Origin of the sequence: Flavobacterium sp. SM2513, from assembly GCF_050908145.1 — a bacterium.
Classification (GTDB): domain Bacteria; phylum Bacteroidota; class Bacteroidia; order Flavobacteriales; family Flavobacteriaceae; genus Flavobacterium.
The window spans coordinates 2,378,451-2,393,513 of record NZ_CP194228.1; the positions used below are offsets into that span (position 1 = coordinate 2,378,451).

Below are 15,063 nucleotides of genomic sequence, written 5' to 3' on the forward strand. Positions count from 1 at the left end.
TATCTTTTTATTTTTAAATAAAAAATAAAAAATAAAAAGGATGCCACTTCTATCAGGGCTAGGGGTTTGGGGGTTTGGAGAAATTCTCTTTATTCAAAGCTAAACGTTTTATTGTTAAATTCAAAGATTGTAAATTATAAACTTTGAAATTAGTACCTTAATTATTTCAATATCCTTTTCTTCGGATTTTGTCTATTTGAGAAAAAGGACAAAATTTGTACATTATCTTCCGATATTCTATAATATAATGTGTTCAAAGTTAAAACCACAGCTCTACGAACATCTTTTTTGAAATCAGATACTTGAAAGAGATAAGGATTTTGAGAAATCAATTTAAGGGTTTGCTCAAGTTGATTAGCAAGATTTTGAAGTTCTTTATCAGTCCAGTTTTCCTCGAGATAGTTTATGGTCTTCGACAGTTCTTTTAAGGCATTATCAGTCCAAAGAATTTCATAACCACTTTTCATAGAAATCTCTTGCTTTAGAATGTGGATTTAATCGATTGGATTCGGCATCCTTTATACCAAGTTCAATGGATTGCTTTTCATCTTCGGAAATCGAATGCCACCAATCTATGGTTTCATTTTTTCTTAAAGCCATTATTTTTTCAATAATTGAAAAATCCTCAATTGTCGAAAGCCATTGGATTAATTCCAACTTCTGATTCAAAATAGTTGTTTCTGTATTCATAATTGAAAATTATAATAGTCAAAGTTAAGTATTTATGGATAATTTATGTATAACCAAAGAGTAAAAAATGTAGAAAAATTAATTAAGCTTTATTTTGACTCCAACTCCTTCTTCAAAAAAACAGCCGTATAACTCTTCTTACTTTTTGCTACTTCCTCAGGAGTTCCTTTGGCAACAACCATTCCGCCGCCTTTTCCACCTTCGGGTCCAATGTCAATAATGTAATCTGCAAGTTTGATAACGTCCATATTGTGTTCAATAATCAAGACGGTATTACCTTTGTCTACCAGTTTCTGAATGACGTTCATCAACACACGAATGTCTTCAAAATGAAGTCCTGTTGTGGGTTCATCCAAAATATAAAAGGTATTTCCCGTGTCTTTTTTAGATAATTCTCCGGCTAATTTAATTCGCTGTGCTTCACCACCCGAAAGCGTTGTACTTTGTTGGCCTAACGTGATATATCCCAATCCAACATCTTGAATGGTTTTTACTTTTCGGTATATTTTCGGAATCAATTCAAAAAACGGAACCGCTTCATCCACCGTCATATTCAATACATCAGAAATAGATTTTCCTTTGTAACGAATTTCTAAAGTTTCACGATTAAAACGCTTTCCTTGACAGGTTTCACATTCCACATAAACGTCGGGCAAGAAATTCATTTCAATTGTCCGAACGCCTGAACCTTCGCAGGTTTCACAACGTCCACCTTTTACATTGAAACTAAAACGTCCGGCTTTATAACCGCGAATCATACTTTCAGAAGTCATGGTAAACAACTTTCTAATTTCCGAAAAAACATCGGTATACGTCGCTGGATTGGAACGTGGTGTTCGTCCAATTGGACTTTGGTCAATGTCAATGACTTTGTCAATAAAGTCTAAACCTTCAATTTTTTTGTACGGCATTGGTTTTTTGACGCCGTTGTAAATATGTGCGTTCAAAATAGGATACAACGTTTCATTTATCAAAGTCGATTTTCCACTTCCAGAAACGCCTGTAATTCCTACTAAAGTTCCCAATGGAATCGAAATAGATACATTTTTAAGGTTGTTTCCTGTCGCTCCAGTTAATTTCATGAAATTGCCATTTCCTTTGCGTCGTTCTTTAGGGATTTCAATTTTCAATTCACCATTCAAATATTGAGCAGTTGTGGTATGTTCTTTCAAAAGCTCTTTTGGCGTGCCTTTACTGATGATTTCGCCACCAAATTTCCCCGCTTTTGGTCCAATATCAATGACGTAATCGGCACGTTCGATCATATCTTTATCGTGTTCCACTACCAAAACAGAATTCCCTAAATCACGCAGTTGTTCCAAAGAATGAATCAATTTCTCGTTGTCTCTTTGGTGTAAACCAATACTGGGTTCGTCCAAGATATACAAAACACCTACCAACTGCGAACCAATTTGTGTTGCTAATCGGATCCGTTGTGCTTCACCACCTGAAAGTGATTTTGAACTTCGACTTAACGACAAATAATTCAAACCCACGTTCATCAAAAAGGAAAGTCGGTCGTTGATTTCCTTAATTACTTCAGTCGCAATGCGTTTTTGTTTTGCAGATAAATGTTTGTTTAATTTTAAAAACCATTCGGTCAATTCAGAAATATCCATGGCCGACAGTTCTGCAATGTTTCGTTCATTGATTTTAAAATAAAGAGCTTCTTTTTGCAAACGCGTTCCGTCGCAAACGGGACATGGAATTTCATCCATAAATTCTTTTGCCCAACGTTTGATAGCTGTTGAAGCGTTTTCGTCAAACTGATTTTTGATAAAATGACCAATTCCTTCAAAATCAATTTTGTATTCTTTCGTAATACCAAGCGTTTTGGAAGCAACCGTAAATTTGTCTTTTCCACCATTCATAATCACATCCATCGCTTCGTCTGAAATTTTCGAAATCGGATCCGTCAATTTAAATTCAAATTTTTCGGCAATAGTTTCCAGTTGTTTAAAAATCCAAGACGATTTGTATTCGCCCAAAGGAGCAAAACCACCTTGTTTAATGGACATATTTGGATTCGGAACTATTTTTTTAGGATTGATTTCATTGATAATTCCCAAACCATTACAGTTGGAACAAGCTCCTTTTGGGGAATTAAATGAAAATAAATTGGGTTCTGGATTTTGATACGAAATTCCTGTAGTGGGACACATCAAATTCCGACTGAAATAGCGAATATCTTCCGTGTCTTGGTCTAAAATCATCAATACATTTTCGCCGTGACTCATTGCTGTATTGATACTTTCGGACAAACGTTTCTGTGTATCTGGAAGTTCGTCAACAACAATTCTATCAATAACAATTTCGATATCATGCGTCTTATAACGGTCGAGTTTCATTCCAGGTGTGATGTCTTTTACCACACCATCAACACGAACTTTCACAAAACCTTGTTTGGCAATTTGCTGAAAAAGTTCGGCATAATGACCTTTTCTTGCGCGAATGGTTGGGGCTAAAACATTAATTCTTTTTCCAGTAAATGATTCATTTATCAATGTTGCGATTTGGTCGTCACTGTAACTGACCATTTTTTCACCCGTATTGTAACTGTAGGCGTCCGAAGCTCGAGCGAAAAGTAATCGTAAAAAATCATAAATTTCAGTAATGGTTCCTACAGTGGAACGCGGACTTTTGCTTGTAGTTTTTTGCTCTATGGCAATCACGGGAGAGAGTCCATCAATTTTGTCGACATCAGGACGTTCTAGACCTCCTAAAAATTGTCTGGCATAAGCTGAAAACGTTTCAACATAACGCCTTTGACCTTCGGCATAAATCGTGTCGAAAGCAAGTGAAGATTTTCCCGAACCCGAAAGTCCCGTAATCACCACTAATTTTTCTCGAGGAATGGAAACGTCTATATTTTTAAGATTGTGGACACGAGCCCCTAAAACTTCAATAAATTGTTCAGTATCTGACATATTTTGACAATGCGATTTTCAATAATTTTGCATGCAAAGTTACTGTTTTGCTTTTGCTTATTGAAGTGTTTTATGATTTTGTAAATTTAGAAAAGAATATATGTAGAAGAAAACACCTGATTTTGTTTAGTCGGATTGTGATAGTTTTTAAGATTAAAAAAAGTGGCTTCTGACATTTTCAAAAAACACTTTTAAATAATTTACTTTTTCGTCAACTTTGCGAAAATAAAAATGATTACCGCAATGATGGCAATGACGATAAAAATTCCAACACCCATACCAAGTTTAAAGATTCCTCCAACGACTTCGCAACTTTGTAAACTGATTAGCATTAGTAGGAATAAACTGATTCTAGTTATATACTTTTTCATAATTATTGTTTTTAGTTATTTCATTTAATTGTATTGATTGACGTAAATAAAGATTGAAATAGCTTAATTTAATTTCAAAAAGTCTTTAGTGTCAAACAATACTTCAAATTTCAGCTTTTTGATTCTGTAAATTATTACAACATTTTGATATAAAGTTTCAGATTCTTTTTGTTATAGGTTTATCAACTCTAAAAAAAGGTTTACTTTTACACACCAAACACCACAGCATTATGAGTCAAAAAATATTGCTTAATTCAAAGGAAATCGCAATTATACTGCATCGTTTGGCCTGTCAATTGATAGAAAAACACCTCGATTTTTCAAATACTATTTTAATTGGAATACAGCCAAGAGGTACATTTTTAGCCGAAAGGCTGAAGACAATATTGGAAACTGATTACCAAATTAAGGATGTCGCTTTAGGCTATTTAGACATCACTTTCTTTCGCGATGATTTTCGCCGGACGGACAAACCTATAGAAGCGAATCGAACTAAAATTGACTTTTTAGTGGAAGGAAAAAACGTGATTTTTATTGACGACGTTTTATATACAGGAAGGAGTATTCGTTCTGCATTGACAGCCATTCAATCCTTTGGACGTCCTTCGGAAATTGAACTTTTGGTTTTAATTGACAGACGATTCAGTCGACATTTACCAATTCAACCGGATTATCGAGGCCGTCAAGTGGATGCCATTAACAATCAAAAAGTAATTGTTTCTTGGCAAGAAAACGAGAACGAAGACGCTGTTTATTTGGTTACCAATTAAACTAAAAAGTATTATTTGAAACTACTATTCAACCATAAAAGATGAAAGAATTAAGCGTAAATCATTTATTAGGAATCAAATACATCAATAGGAATGATATCGACCTGATTTTTGAAACTGCCGATCATTTTAAAGAAGTCATCAACCGCCCCATTAAAAAAGTGCCGTCGTTAAGGGATATTACGATTGCAAATATCTTTTTTGAAAACAGTACGCGAACCAAATTATCGTTTGAACTGGCACAAAAACGACTTTCCGCCGACGTAATTAGTTTTTCAGCCGCACAATCTTCTGTGAAGAAAGGTGAAACGCTAATTGATACGGTAAATAATATTCTTGCTATGAAAGTAGACATGGTAGTCATGCGGCATTCGCATCCAGGTTCCGCTTATTTTTTATCGCGAAATGTAAAAGCAAGTATAATAAATGCTGGTGACGGAGCTCATGAACATCCTACACAAGGATTGTTAGATAGTTATTCCATTCGAGAAAAATTAGGTGAAGTGGGTGGTAAAAAAGTCGTGATTGTCGGTGATATATTACATTCACGTGTCGCACTTTCTAATATTTATGCCTTGCAAATGCAAGGTGCGGAAGTGAAAGTTTGTGGGCCAAAAACCTTAATTCCCAAGTATATTGAATCATTAGGAGTTACGGTTGAACCCAATTTGCGGAAAGCATTAGAATGGTGCGATGTGGCTAATATGTTACGCGTTCAAAACGAACGAATGGACATTAATTATTTTCCTTCTACCAGAGAATATGCCCAACAATACGGTGTAGATAAAGCACTTTTGGATTCGCTAAGCAAAGAAATTGTCATCATGCATCCAGGACCTATAAATCGCGGTGTTGAAATTTCGTCTGATGTTGCTGATTCGCAACAGTCTGTTATTTTGAATCAAGTTGAAAATGGGGTAGCGATTAGAATGGCGGTTATTTATCTTTTGGCTTCCAAAATAAAATAAAATTTGTACATTTAGATTTCGTTTTATTTCACATAAAAACCTTCGATAACATGAAATTTACAACCAAAGGACACGCTACAACAATTAGAGATACCCAAAATGATTTGGGACAATTTATTTCACGATTAACCTATGATATCAATAATTATAAGGGAACCAATTTAATTATCGATTTATCGAATTACGGTACAATTGAGGATAAACATTTACTTTTATTTCAACCGCTTTCAACGGAACATAAACGGAATAAGAAATCCTTTGTACTAGTTGTTTCAGCTACTGATTTCAATGCTTTTCCAGAAGAATTTGTTGTTGTTCCCTCTTTATTAGAAGCGAACGATATTATTGCAATGGATGAAATTGAACGCGATCTAGGTTTCTAGTTTGCTAAATTTATTAAAGAATTCACTTTGAACTTAACTGTATTAGGCTGTTATGCAGCAACTCCAAGAACGATTACAAATCCTACTTCACAGGTTTTAGAAATGCAAAACCGCTTATTTTTAATTGATTGTGGTGAAGGAACTCAAGTGCAATTGCGCAAAAATAAAATCAAGTTTTCTAAAATAAATCAAATTTTTATTTCACATCTTCATGGTGATCATTGTTACGGGTTGATTGGTTTGGTTTCCACATTTATGTCGCTCGCTCGTGTGAACGATTTACATATTTATGGGCCAAAAGGAATCAAACAAATCATCAACCTCCAACTTCGTTTATCCAATTCGTGGACCAATTATAAATTGATATTTCATGAATTAACTTCAACAGAAAGTGAAGTTATTTTTGAAGATGAGAAAGTTTTAGTTCGTACTATTCCTTTAAAACATAGAGTTTATACCAATGGTTTTTTATTCCAAGAGAAAATGGGTGAACGAAAATTAGACATTAATGCGGTTCAAGAATACGAAATTGAGAAATGTTATTTTCAAAACATTAAAAACGGAAAAGACATTACTTTAGAAGACGGAAGAATTATTCCTAATGATAAACTTTCCTTTGACGCCTTGCCTCCGAAAAGTTATGCTTTTTGTTCGGACACTATTTTTGATGAAAGTATTGTTCCACTAATTCGAGACGTTGATGTATTATATCACGAATCCACGTTTTTAGATTCTGAAGCACATTTGTCTGGAAAGACAATGCATTCTACAGCAAAACAAGCGGCAACTATTGCCTTAAAGGCAAATGCGAAACAGTTGGTTTTAGGACATTATTCAACAAGGTATCCCTCAATTGAAATGTTTCGGGAAGAAGCTCAAACTATTTTTCAGAACGTCTTATTGGCAGATGATGGAAAGAGTTTTGAATTTGATTAAAAGTATAGGTAGATAAAATATATTTTATAGCAATAAAAATTATGAAAGATCTGAGTGATTACCGCAAATCCTACGAGAAAAGTGAGTTAATTGAAATCAACTTGCCTGAAGATCCAATTGCATTATTTCAAAAATGGTTTCATGAGGTAGACGACAGTTCGGTTCATGAAGCAAATGCAATGACCGTTTCCACATTTGGATTGGATGGATTTCCGAAATCTAGAGTCGTTTTATTGAAAAGATTCAATGAAGATGGTTTCGTGTTTTACACCAATTATGAATCAGAAAAAGGAAAAGCAATTGCAGCAAATCCACATATTTGCTTGTCTTTTTTCTGGCATTCACATGAACGTCAGGTGATTATTAAAGGTTTGGCAGAAAAAGTAGCTCCAAATGTGTCTGACGGTTACTTCGAAAGTCGTCCGGACGGAAGTAAATTAGGAGCGATGGTCTCCAATCAAAGTGAAGTTATTGCTTCAAGAGCGGTCTTAGAAAATCGATTGCAAAAATTGGAAGCAGAATATAAGGGAAAAGATATTTTACGACCTGAATTTTGGGGTGGATATGTGGTAAAACCAGTTTCTGTCGAATTTTGGCAAGGAAGACCAAACCGTCTGCACGATCGCATTCGGTACCAACTTCAGGAAGATTTTAACTGGAAAATAGACCGATTACAGCCTTAATTTAAAAGTTGTTAAAGTTTTTAGTTATTGTTTGAAAATTATTACTAAATTTAGATTTGACATCCATATCTTTTAAATTGATGAAATAATGAAAAATTTAATTTTAATACGGCATGCTAAATCGAGTTGGGATTCGCCGTCCACAGATAAAAAACGACCCTTAGCAAATAGAGGTGTTGAGGACGCTCACTTGGTTTCTTCTCATATCGCAGCATTTTTACCCAAAAAGAGTATTATTTGGAGTAGTACCGCGAAGCGTGCCAAAGATACTGCTACTATTTTCTTGCAGAATATGACTTATCCGCTGGAAAGCATCATTTTTAAAGAAGAACTCTACACTTTTGACGTAAATGAATTGGCTAGAATTATCAAAACTTGCAATAATAGTTATGATTGTGTTATAGTTTTTGGACATAATGAAGCAATCACCGATTTTGTTAATAAATTTGGGGACGCCTTTATTGAAAACGTTTCGACATCTGGTTTTGTGTCAATTGATTTTGATATTGATTCTTGGGAAGAAATGGATAAAGGCCACACCAAAAAAGTAGTTTTCCCAAGAGATTTAAAGTAAAATGACAGAGAATAGGTACATAGATAGAGAAAAAAGTTGGTTATCATTTAATGCCAGAGTCTTACAAGAAGCGGGAGATTCTTCCGTCCCATTATTAGACCGGTTGCGTTTTTTAGGAATTTTTTCTAATAATTTAGATGAATTTTTTCGCGTGCGATTTGCTGCAATTAGACGACTGAGTTTGTCTGGTGTTTCGGGTGAAAAAATTTTAGGAGGAATTTCTGCTGAAAAATTGCTAAAGGAAATCACGCAGATTGTAATTCAACAACAATCTGAAAGCTTACGAATTTTGAGTAATATTGAAAATCAGCTCGAAAAAGAAAATGTCTTTATCATTAATGAAAAAGAAATTAGTGCTGACCAGCAGAACTTTGTTAAAGATTTTTTTATACAAAAAGTAAGTCCAGCATTAGTGACCATCATCTTAAATGACTTAGCAGAATTTCCCGTTTTAAAAGACACTTCGGGTTACTTAGCGATAAAGTTGGTAATGAAACCTAAAGAGAAATCTTCATCACTATTAAATATTGTAAAATCTCCAAAAGCTGAAATTCGTTATGCCATAATTGAAATTCCGAAAACGATTAACCGTTTTGTGGAGTTGCCAAAAAATGATAATAAGCAATTTATTATTTTGTTAGATGACGTAATTAGGTACAACTTAAATCATATTTTCAATATTTTTGAATTTGATAAAGTGGAGGCACACATGATTAAAATTACACGTGATGCCCAACTCGAAATCGACAGTGATTTAAGTAAAAGTATGCTTGAAAAAATTGCGACAAGCGTAAAAGACCGCCGAATTGGAGAACCTGTGCGTTTTGTTTACGATCAATCTATTGGAAAAGATACGTTGAAATTTTTCTTATCTAAAATGCATATCGATTCTACAGATAGTATCATTCCGGGAGGACGATACCACAACAGACGGGATTATATGGATTTCCCGAATTTGGGTAGGTTTGATTTACTATACCAAAATAATCCGCCACTGCCGGTGGAAGGTTTATCTTTAGAGGGAAGTATTTTAGAAAAAATAAAGACAAAAGATTACTTGGTAAACGCACCTTATCAGTCCTTTTCGTACATCATTAAATTTTTGCGTGAAGCGGCTTTAGATCCAAAAGTGACTGCAATAAAAATCACATTGTACCGACTTGCTCGAAATTCACAAATTATTAGTTCCCTGATAAATGCAGCAAAAAACGGAAAGAAAGTTACCGTTCAAATTGAATTACAAGCCCGTTTTGATGAAGCAAGTAATATTTATTATGCCGAACAAATGCAGATGGAAGGTATTGAACTTATTTTCGGAATAAAAGGATTGAAAGTTCATAGTAAAATTTGCATGATTGAGCGAATTGAAGAAGGTAAAATACACCGATATGGAATTATTTCCACGGGAAATTTCAATGAATCAACAGCGAAAGTATATACGGACGTAACGCTTTTCACCAGTCACCAACAAATTTTAAAAGACGTTGCAAAAATATTTGATTTCTTCGATGTGAATTACCGTTTGCATCGCTACAAACATTTGATTGTATCGCCACATTATACACGAACTCGTTTTAATCGATTGATTGATAGAGAAATAATGAATGCTCATTTGGGCAAACCTGCCTACATGAAATTGAAAATGAACAGTTTGTCAGATTTTAAAATGATTGATAAACTGTATGATGCAAGTCGGGCAGGAGTAAAAATTCAGTTGCAAGTTCGTGGAATCTGCAGTATAATTCCCGGAGTGAAAGGCATGAGCGAAAATATCGAAGCAATAAGTATCGTTGATAAATATTTAGAACATTCAAGAGTTTATATTTTTGGTAATGACGGCGAACCGGAAGTGTATATTTCTTCAGCGGACTTCATGAACCGAAATTTAGACAGTCGGGTAGAAGTAACGTGTCCCATTTATGATAAAAGTATTCAAAAGGAATTAATTGATAATTTTGATATAGGATGGAAAGGAAATGTAAAAGCCCGAATTCACTCAGAAAACTTAGACAATAAGTACCGTCTTCGAGGAAATAAACCGATATTTAGAGCACAATTGGAAACCTACAATTATTACCGAAACAATCTAGAAGTCATTACAGAAAAATTATAATTTTAATCATCCACTGATTTTATGTTAACCATCAAAAAATATGCAGCGATTGATATTGGCTCTAATGCCATGAGGTTGCTGATTTCAAATATTGTCGAAGAAAACGGAAAAGTAACTCAATTTAGTAAAAGTTCGTTGGTTCGAGTGCCTATTCGGTTAGGACAAGATGCTTTTACCGTGGGTGAAATTACCGACGAAAACATTGAACGAATGGTTGATGCAATGAAAGCGTTCAAATTATTGATGAAGGTACACAAGGTGGAAAAATATATGGCATTTGCTACTTCCGCTATGCGAGAAGCCTACAACGGTAAAGAAGTTGTCGAGTTAATTAAGAAAAAAGCCGATATTAAGATTGAAATTATAGATGGAAAAAAGGAAGCGGCAATCATAGCTTCAACTGATTTGAAATTTTTGCTAAGAACGGATGAAACCTATTTATATGTTGACGTTGGTGGAGGAAGTACTGAATTTTCGTTATTTAATGATGGTAAAATGGTAGTTTCCAAATCATTTAAAATTGGAACGGTACGTTTGTTAAATAATATGGTACATGACGTGGTGTGGCAGGAAATTGAAAAATGGATAAAAACGAATACCCAAGATTTCGACCAAGTGACACTAATTGGTTCGGGTGGAAACATCAATAAATTATTTAAAATGTCGGGGAAACTTCAAGAAAAACCACTTTCTTATATGTATGTAAATGCACAATACGCGAGTTTGAATGCTATGTCTTATGAACAAAGAATTTCGGAATTAGGTTTAAATATTGACCGAGCTGATGTAATTATTCCTGCCGTCAAAATTTACCTAAATGCAATGAAGTGGAGCGGAGCTCGAAATATTTATGTTCCTAAAATTGGACTTTCTGACGGAATTATAAAAGCAATGTATTATGGTAAAATCTAAATTTCTAAATCAAAAAGTTTCCGTAAAATTTCTAAATTGGGATTAATTTCACTCAAACGATTGTAGCGGTCTTGTGGAGTAAATGCTCGTTTTGAACTGATGTTTTCATTAACAATAACCTCAATTGCTATATCATGATTATGCAATTTACCCCGCAAAGCACCCGTTAATTCGTACTTAACGGCTTCAAATTCTATTTTAGAACCTTCATTTGGTAATTCATGAATTATAGTCGTTCCTTCTAATTTTGGGTCGTTTATTAGCAATAGTGCTTCAATAATCTTCTGACCTTTATGACCTTTATTTTCTGCGAATTTATTCCAAATTAGCAACATATCCGTCTCCGAGAAGGGTTCAGTTGGCAAATCAATATGTTCTTTTTCTGCTTGACTCTTATTTTTTGCTAATTCTCGTTTCGCACGAATACTAGACAATGATAAAGCTGAAACTTTTGGTTGTTGAGGAGAATTGTCAGCTTGCGAAACAGGTGGTACCGGTTCTGTGACAACTTGATTTGATACAGAAAATTGTTCCTCTTTTACTTCTTGTGGTGGAGTTTCAACTTTAATAATTTCGGGAACAACAACGTCAATTTCTAATACGCGACTGAAAAAATAAGAAGGTGGAATTATATACCCGTCAACTTTTTTTTTTCTCCATCGAAAGTGATAGAGGCAAGTTGCATCAAACAAAGTTCAACCAACAAACGCTGGTTTTGACTTGTTTTGTATTTTAAATCGCACGTATTAGCCAAGTCAATTCCTTGCAATAAAAATTCCTGAGAAGCTCTCTGTGATTGGTCGAAGTAACTTTTCTGTGCTTGTTCACCCGCTTCTAAAAGTTTCAAAGTCGCCGGAGTTTTGGAAACTAATAAATCTCTGAAATGTGAAGCCAATCCTGCTATAAAATGATGTCCATCAAATCCTTTCGAAAGAATGTCATTAAAGGTAATTAAAACTTCGGGAATATTATTGGACAAAATCAAATCAGTAACCTGAATATACGTCTCGTAATCAAGTACGTTTAGGTTTTCAGTAACGGCTTGTCTTGTTAAATTTTTTCCACAATAGGAAACCACACGATCAAAAATGGACAGAGCATCGCGCATCGCACCATCTGCTTTTTGAGCAATAATGTGCAAAGCATCATCTTCATAGTCAATACCTTGGCTTTTGGCAACCTCCATTAAGTGCTCTTTGGCATCCTTAACAGTTATTCTTTTAAAATCAAAAATTTGACAACGCGATAAAATCGTAGGTATAATTTTATGTTTTTCTGTAGTCGCTAAAATAAAAATAGCATGTTTTGGTGGCTCTTCTAATGTTTTCAAAAACGCATTAAAAGCCGCCGAAGAAAGCATATGCACCTCGTCAATGACATAGACTTTATATTGTCCTGTTTGTGGTGGGATCCGAACTTGGTCAATCAAATTCCGAATATCGTCCACAGAATTGTTCGAAGCCGCATCTAATTCAAAAACATTAAAAGCGAATTCCTCCGTCGGATCGTCGTAACCGGGTTGATTGATTTTTCGTGCTAAAATTCGAGCACAAGTTGTTTTTCCAACACCTCGAGGTCCCGTAAATAACAGTGCGGAAGCCAAGTGATTGGTTTCTATAGCATTCAATAAAGTATTGGTAATGGCTTGTTGTCCTATAACATCTTTAAATGTCTGGGGACGGTATTTACGAGCCGATACAACAAATTCTTCCATAGAAAAGTTTTGGAAAGCAAATATAGTTTATAAAATGGGGATTGTGAAATTTAAAGAAATAAGTTTTTTACAGATTAACGTTAACCCAAAACCGTCGCTATTTTTTCATTCTCCAATACATGCATCAACACCTTTTCTTCTGGATTTAAGTTGCGATGTTTCACTGTTTTCGCACCTTTGTACAACCAAATAGAACCTTTTTCAGCCGCAGCCAAAACAGTAGGATGCACATAATATTTTTTGCACACCGCTCGTGTATTTCCTAATTTCTGAGCTACCTTGTCTAGAACTTCTATAACTTTCTTCTTACATTGGGTTGGGTTCTCAGGAGCTTCGTCGTCTAAAAAGTTACAAAGTGCATGAACACTTCCTGCCCAAACCCGAAAATCTTTAGCAGTAAAATCTTGTTTCGTGATTTCCTGCAAATACGCGTTAACATCACTCGAACCAATAGAATGGTGTTTTCCATTATCGTCATAAAACTGAAACAATTCTTGTCCTGGAACTTCTTTGCATTTTTTGACCAAATGCATCAACTTTCTATCTTTCAAATGAATATCGTGATGCACTCCTTTTTTTCCTTTAAAAGTGAACGTGACTTCACTTCCTTGAAATTTCACATGCTTATCCCGAAGTGTCGTCAACCCAAACGAACCGTAGAGCTTTTTATAGGCTTCATTGCCAATCCTGATGTTCGTGTTTTCTATCAACTTCACTACTAAAGCAACTACTTTTTCATAGGGAAGTCCGCGTCTGCTTAAATCCTTATCAACTTGCTTTCTGATTTTCGGTAATGCCTTCGCAAAATTCCGCAAACGATAAAATTTGGATTGATTTCTAATCTTATTCCACGCTTCGTGGTACCGATATTGCTTTCTGCCTTTGGCGTCATTGCCAGTTACCTGCAAATGCCCGTTGTGATACGGCGAAATCCATACATTTTCCCAAGCTGGAGGAATTACTAATTTCGCAATACGAGAAAGGATTTCATCGTCATTAATCAAAGTGCCATTTTCATCTTTGTAGATAAATTTAGTTCTTTTTTTAAATCGATAAAATCCTTTTTCTGAAACTCCAGCATATCGAAGTCCAACAGATTTGGCAGTAACTTTAGAATCACTCCCGATTTTCTCTAATGTATTTTGAAGATTCCGCATCGGAAATTATTCTTTACTAGCGTTGTATTCTTGGCGACCTTTAATGAATAATTCATTCAAAACCTGAGCCGCACTATTTTCGGTATACGCGTTCAATCCAGCAACAAAAGTACCTTTCTCGCCCGTGGAAGCCTTTATTCCAAATACGGTGGCCTCATCTCCAGGATCTGTTTCTCCTTCATAGCGATAAATTTCTTCAATTGTAAAATCTGCCGGACTGTTAATTATCTTGTCTTCCTGCAAATTATAATCTACAGAATATCCTTTTGCAGTTAACTCTTCCAACGCTTTTGATACGGTCGCATAATGATACATTTGACGTTCCATGATGTATTAATTTAATGAATTTATAATAAAATAAAAGTACTTTTAATACATTGCAACTGCCTTACGTAATTTAATTTGTGAGTTATAACATTTATCGACCTTATTATTTCGCTTAATAGTTGTAATTTCGCACCGCAGACCGCCTTATCGTCTCAATTTATTGAGGAGGAAAGTCCGGACACCAAAGAGTAGCATAGCGGATAACATCCGTCGGTTCCGATTTATCGGAATTAGGACAAGTGCAACAGAAAGTATGTACAGGTAATGCTGTAGTGAAACCAGGTAAACTCTATGCGGTGAAATTTCAAGTATATCAACATTTAAGGGTCACTCGCCCGTTGTTGAAGGGTAGAAAGATGGAGCTTGTGAGTAATTGCAAGCCTAGATAAATGATAAGGCAACGTTGAAGTCAAATTCAATGTGAACAGAACCCGGCTTATAGGTCTGCTTTTTTTTCTAACAATCAGAACAATTTTTTGGGCGTGACCACAAGGGTCGGGCTATTCATTCCCGCTTTAATTGCTTTTCAAAAAGCAAT

The 15,063-nt window shown here is 35.0% G+C and carries 16 protein-coding genes and 1 other RNA gene; 9 read left to right on the forward strand and 8 right to left on the reverse strand.

Features of this window, described 5'->3' with window-relative positions; genetic code table 11:
• Positions 1-161: 161 nt before the first annotated feature.
• From ACQ5J2_RS09960 to ACQ5J2_RS09975, 4 genes are all read right to left on the reverse strand, one after another.
• Positions 162-467, reverse strand: coding sequence for a type II toxin-antitoxin system RelE/ParE family toxin (locus tag ACQ5J2_RS09960; protein WP_432670256.1), 306 nt, complete (start codon positions 465-467; stop codon positions 162-164).
• Positions 451-690 carry a hypothetical protein gene (locus ACQ5J2_RS09965; protein ID WP_432670257.1) on the reverse strand — a complete coding sequence of 80 codons (240 nt, stop codon included), beginning with the start codon at positions 688-690 and terminating at the stop codon, positions 451-453. Before ACQ5J2_RS09965 ends, ACQ5J2_RS09960 begins: the two co-directional genes overlap by 17 nt.
• Before the next feature lie 89 nt (positions 691-779).
• Positions 780-3,617, reverse strand: a complete 2,838-nt coding sequence (gene uvrA / locus ACQ5J2_RS09970; protein WP_432670258.1) for an excinuclease ABC subunit UvrA — start codon at positions 3,615-3,617, stop codon at positions 780-782.
• Positions 3,618-3,817: 200 nt separating this feature from the next.
• Complete coding sequence (locus ACQ5J2_RS09975) at positions 3,818-3,988, reverse strand: hypothetical protein (RefSeq protein ID WP_432670259.1); 171 nt, start codon at positions 3,986-3,988, stop codon at positions 3,818-3,820.
• Positions 3,989-4,218: 230 nt separating this feature from the next.
• Here ACQ5J2_RS09975 and pyrR point away from each other — a divergent pair, with 230 nt between their 5' ends.
• From pyrR to ACQ5J2_RS10015, 8 genes are all read left to right on the forward strand, one after another.
• Positions 4,219-4,758, forward strand: a complete 540-nt coding sequence (gene pyrR / locus ACQ5J2_RS09980) for a bifunctional pyr operon transcriptional regulator/uracil phosphoribosyltransferase PyrR (protein WP_432670260.1) — start codon at positions 4,219-4,221, stop codon at positions 4,756-4,758.
• Between the two features lie 41 nt (positions 4,759-4,799).
• Complete coding sequence (locus ACQ5J2_RS09985) at positions 4,800-5,726, forward strand: aspartate carbamoyltransferase catalytic subunit (RefSeq protein ID WP_432670261.1); 927 nt, start codon at positions 4,800-4,802, stop codon at positions 5,724-5,726.
• Between the two features lie 50 nt (positions 5,727-5,776).
• Complete coding sequence (locus ACQ5J2_RS09990; protein ID WP_432670262.1) at positions 5,777-6,109, forward strand: ribonuclease Z; 333 nt, start codon at positions 5,777-5,779, stop codon at positions 6,107-6,109.
• 27 nt (positions 6,110-6,136) lie between these two features.
• Positions 6,137-7,045, forward strand: a complete 909-nt coding sequence (locus tag ACQ5J2_RS09995; protein WP_432670263.1) for a ribonuclease Z — start codon at positions 6,137-6,139, stop codon at positions 7,043-7,045.
• 41 nt (positions 7,046-7,086) lie between these two features.
• Positions 7,087-7,728: a pyridoxamine 5'-phosphate oxidase gene (gene pdxH, locus ACQ5J2_RS10000; RefSeq protein ID WP_432670264.1), complete on the forward strand. Its 642-nt coding sequence runs from the start codon at positions 7,087-7,089 to the stop codon at positions 7,726-7,728.
• 88 nt (positions 7,729-7,816) lie between these two features.
• A complete protein-coding gene (locus ACQ5J2_RS10005) occupies positions 7,817-8,302 on the forward strand; it encodes a SixA phosphatase family protein (protein WP_432670265.1) in 486 nt (161 codons plus the stop codon).
• Position 8,303: 1 nt separating this feature from the next.
• Positions 8,304-10,415 (forward strand): polyphosphate kinase 1, encoded by a 2,112-nt coding sequence (gene ppk1 / locus ACQ5J2_RS10010; protein ID WP_432670266.1) that lies wholly within the window; start codon positions 8,304-8,306, stop codon positions 10,413-10,415.
• A gap of 21 nt (positions 10,416-10,436) precedes the next feature.
• Positions 10,437-11,327, forward strand: coding sequence for a Ppx/GppA phosphatase family protein (locus ACQ5J2_RS10015; protein ID WP_432670267.1), 891 nt, complete (start codon positions 10,437-10,439; stop codon positions 11,325-11,327).
• On the opposite strand, the gene ACQ5J2_RS10020 is transcribed toward ACQ5J2_RS10015, so the two are convergent.
• From ACQ5J2_RS10020 to ACQ5J2_RS10035, 4 genes are all read right to left on the reverse strand, one after another.
• A complete protein-coding gene (locus ACQ5J2_RS10020; protein ID WP_432670268.1) occupies positions 11,324-12,019 on the reverse strand; it encodes a DNA polymerase III subunit gamma/tau in 696 nt (231 codons plus the stop codon). The two genes, ACQ5J2_RS10015 and ACQ5J2_RS10020, sit on opposite strands and share 4 nt — an antisense overlap.
• On the reverse strand, positions 11,956-13,041 hold the full coding sequence (gene dnaX, locus ACQ5J2_RS10025; protein WP_432670269.1) for a DNA polymerase III subunit gamma/tau: 1,086 nt from the start codon (positions 13,039-13,041) through the stop codon (positions 11,956-11,958). The genes ACQ5J2_RS10020 and dnaX overlap by 64 nt, the downstream gene beginning before the upstream one ends.
• Before the next feature lie 80 nt (positions 13,042-13,121).
• Positions 13,122-14,198, reverse strand: a complete 1,077-nt coding sequence (locus ACQ5J2_RS10030; protein WP_432670270.1) for a DNA topoisomerase IB — start codon at positions 14,196-14,198, stop codon at positions 13,122-13,124.
• A 6-nt stretch (positions 14,199-14,204) separates the two neighbouring features.
• Entirely contained in the window at positions 14,205-14,525 is a 321-nt protein-coding gene (locus ACQ5J2_RS10035; RefSeq protein WP_432670271.1) for a hypothetical protein, read from the reverse strand.
• Between the two features lie 131 nt (positions 14,526-14,656).
• Here ACQ5J2_RS10035 and rnpB point away from each other — a divergent pair.
• An RNA gene (gene rnpB, locus ACQ5J2_RS10040) (RNase P RNA component class A) lies at positions 14,657-14,980 on the forward strand.
• Positions 14,981-15,063: the final 83 nt, after the last annotated feature.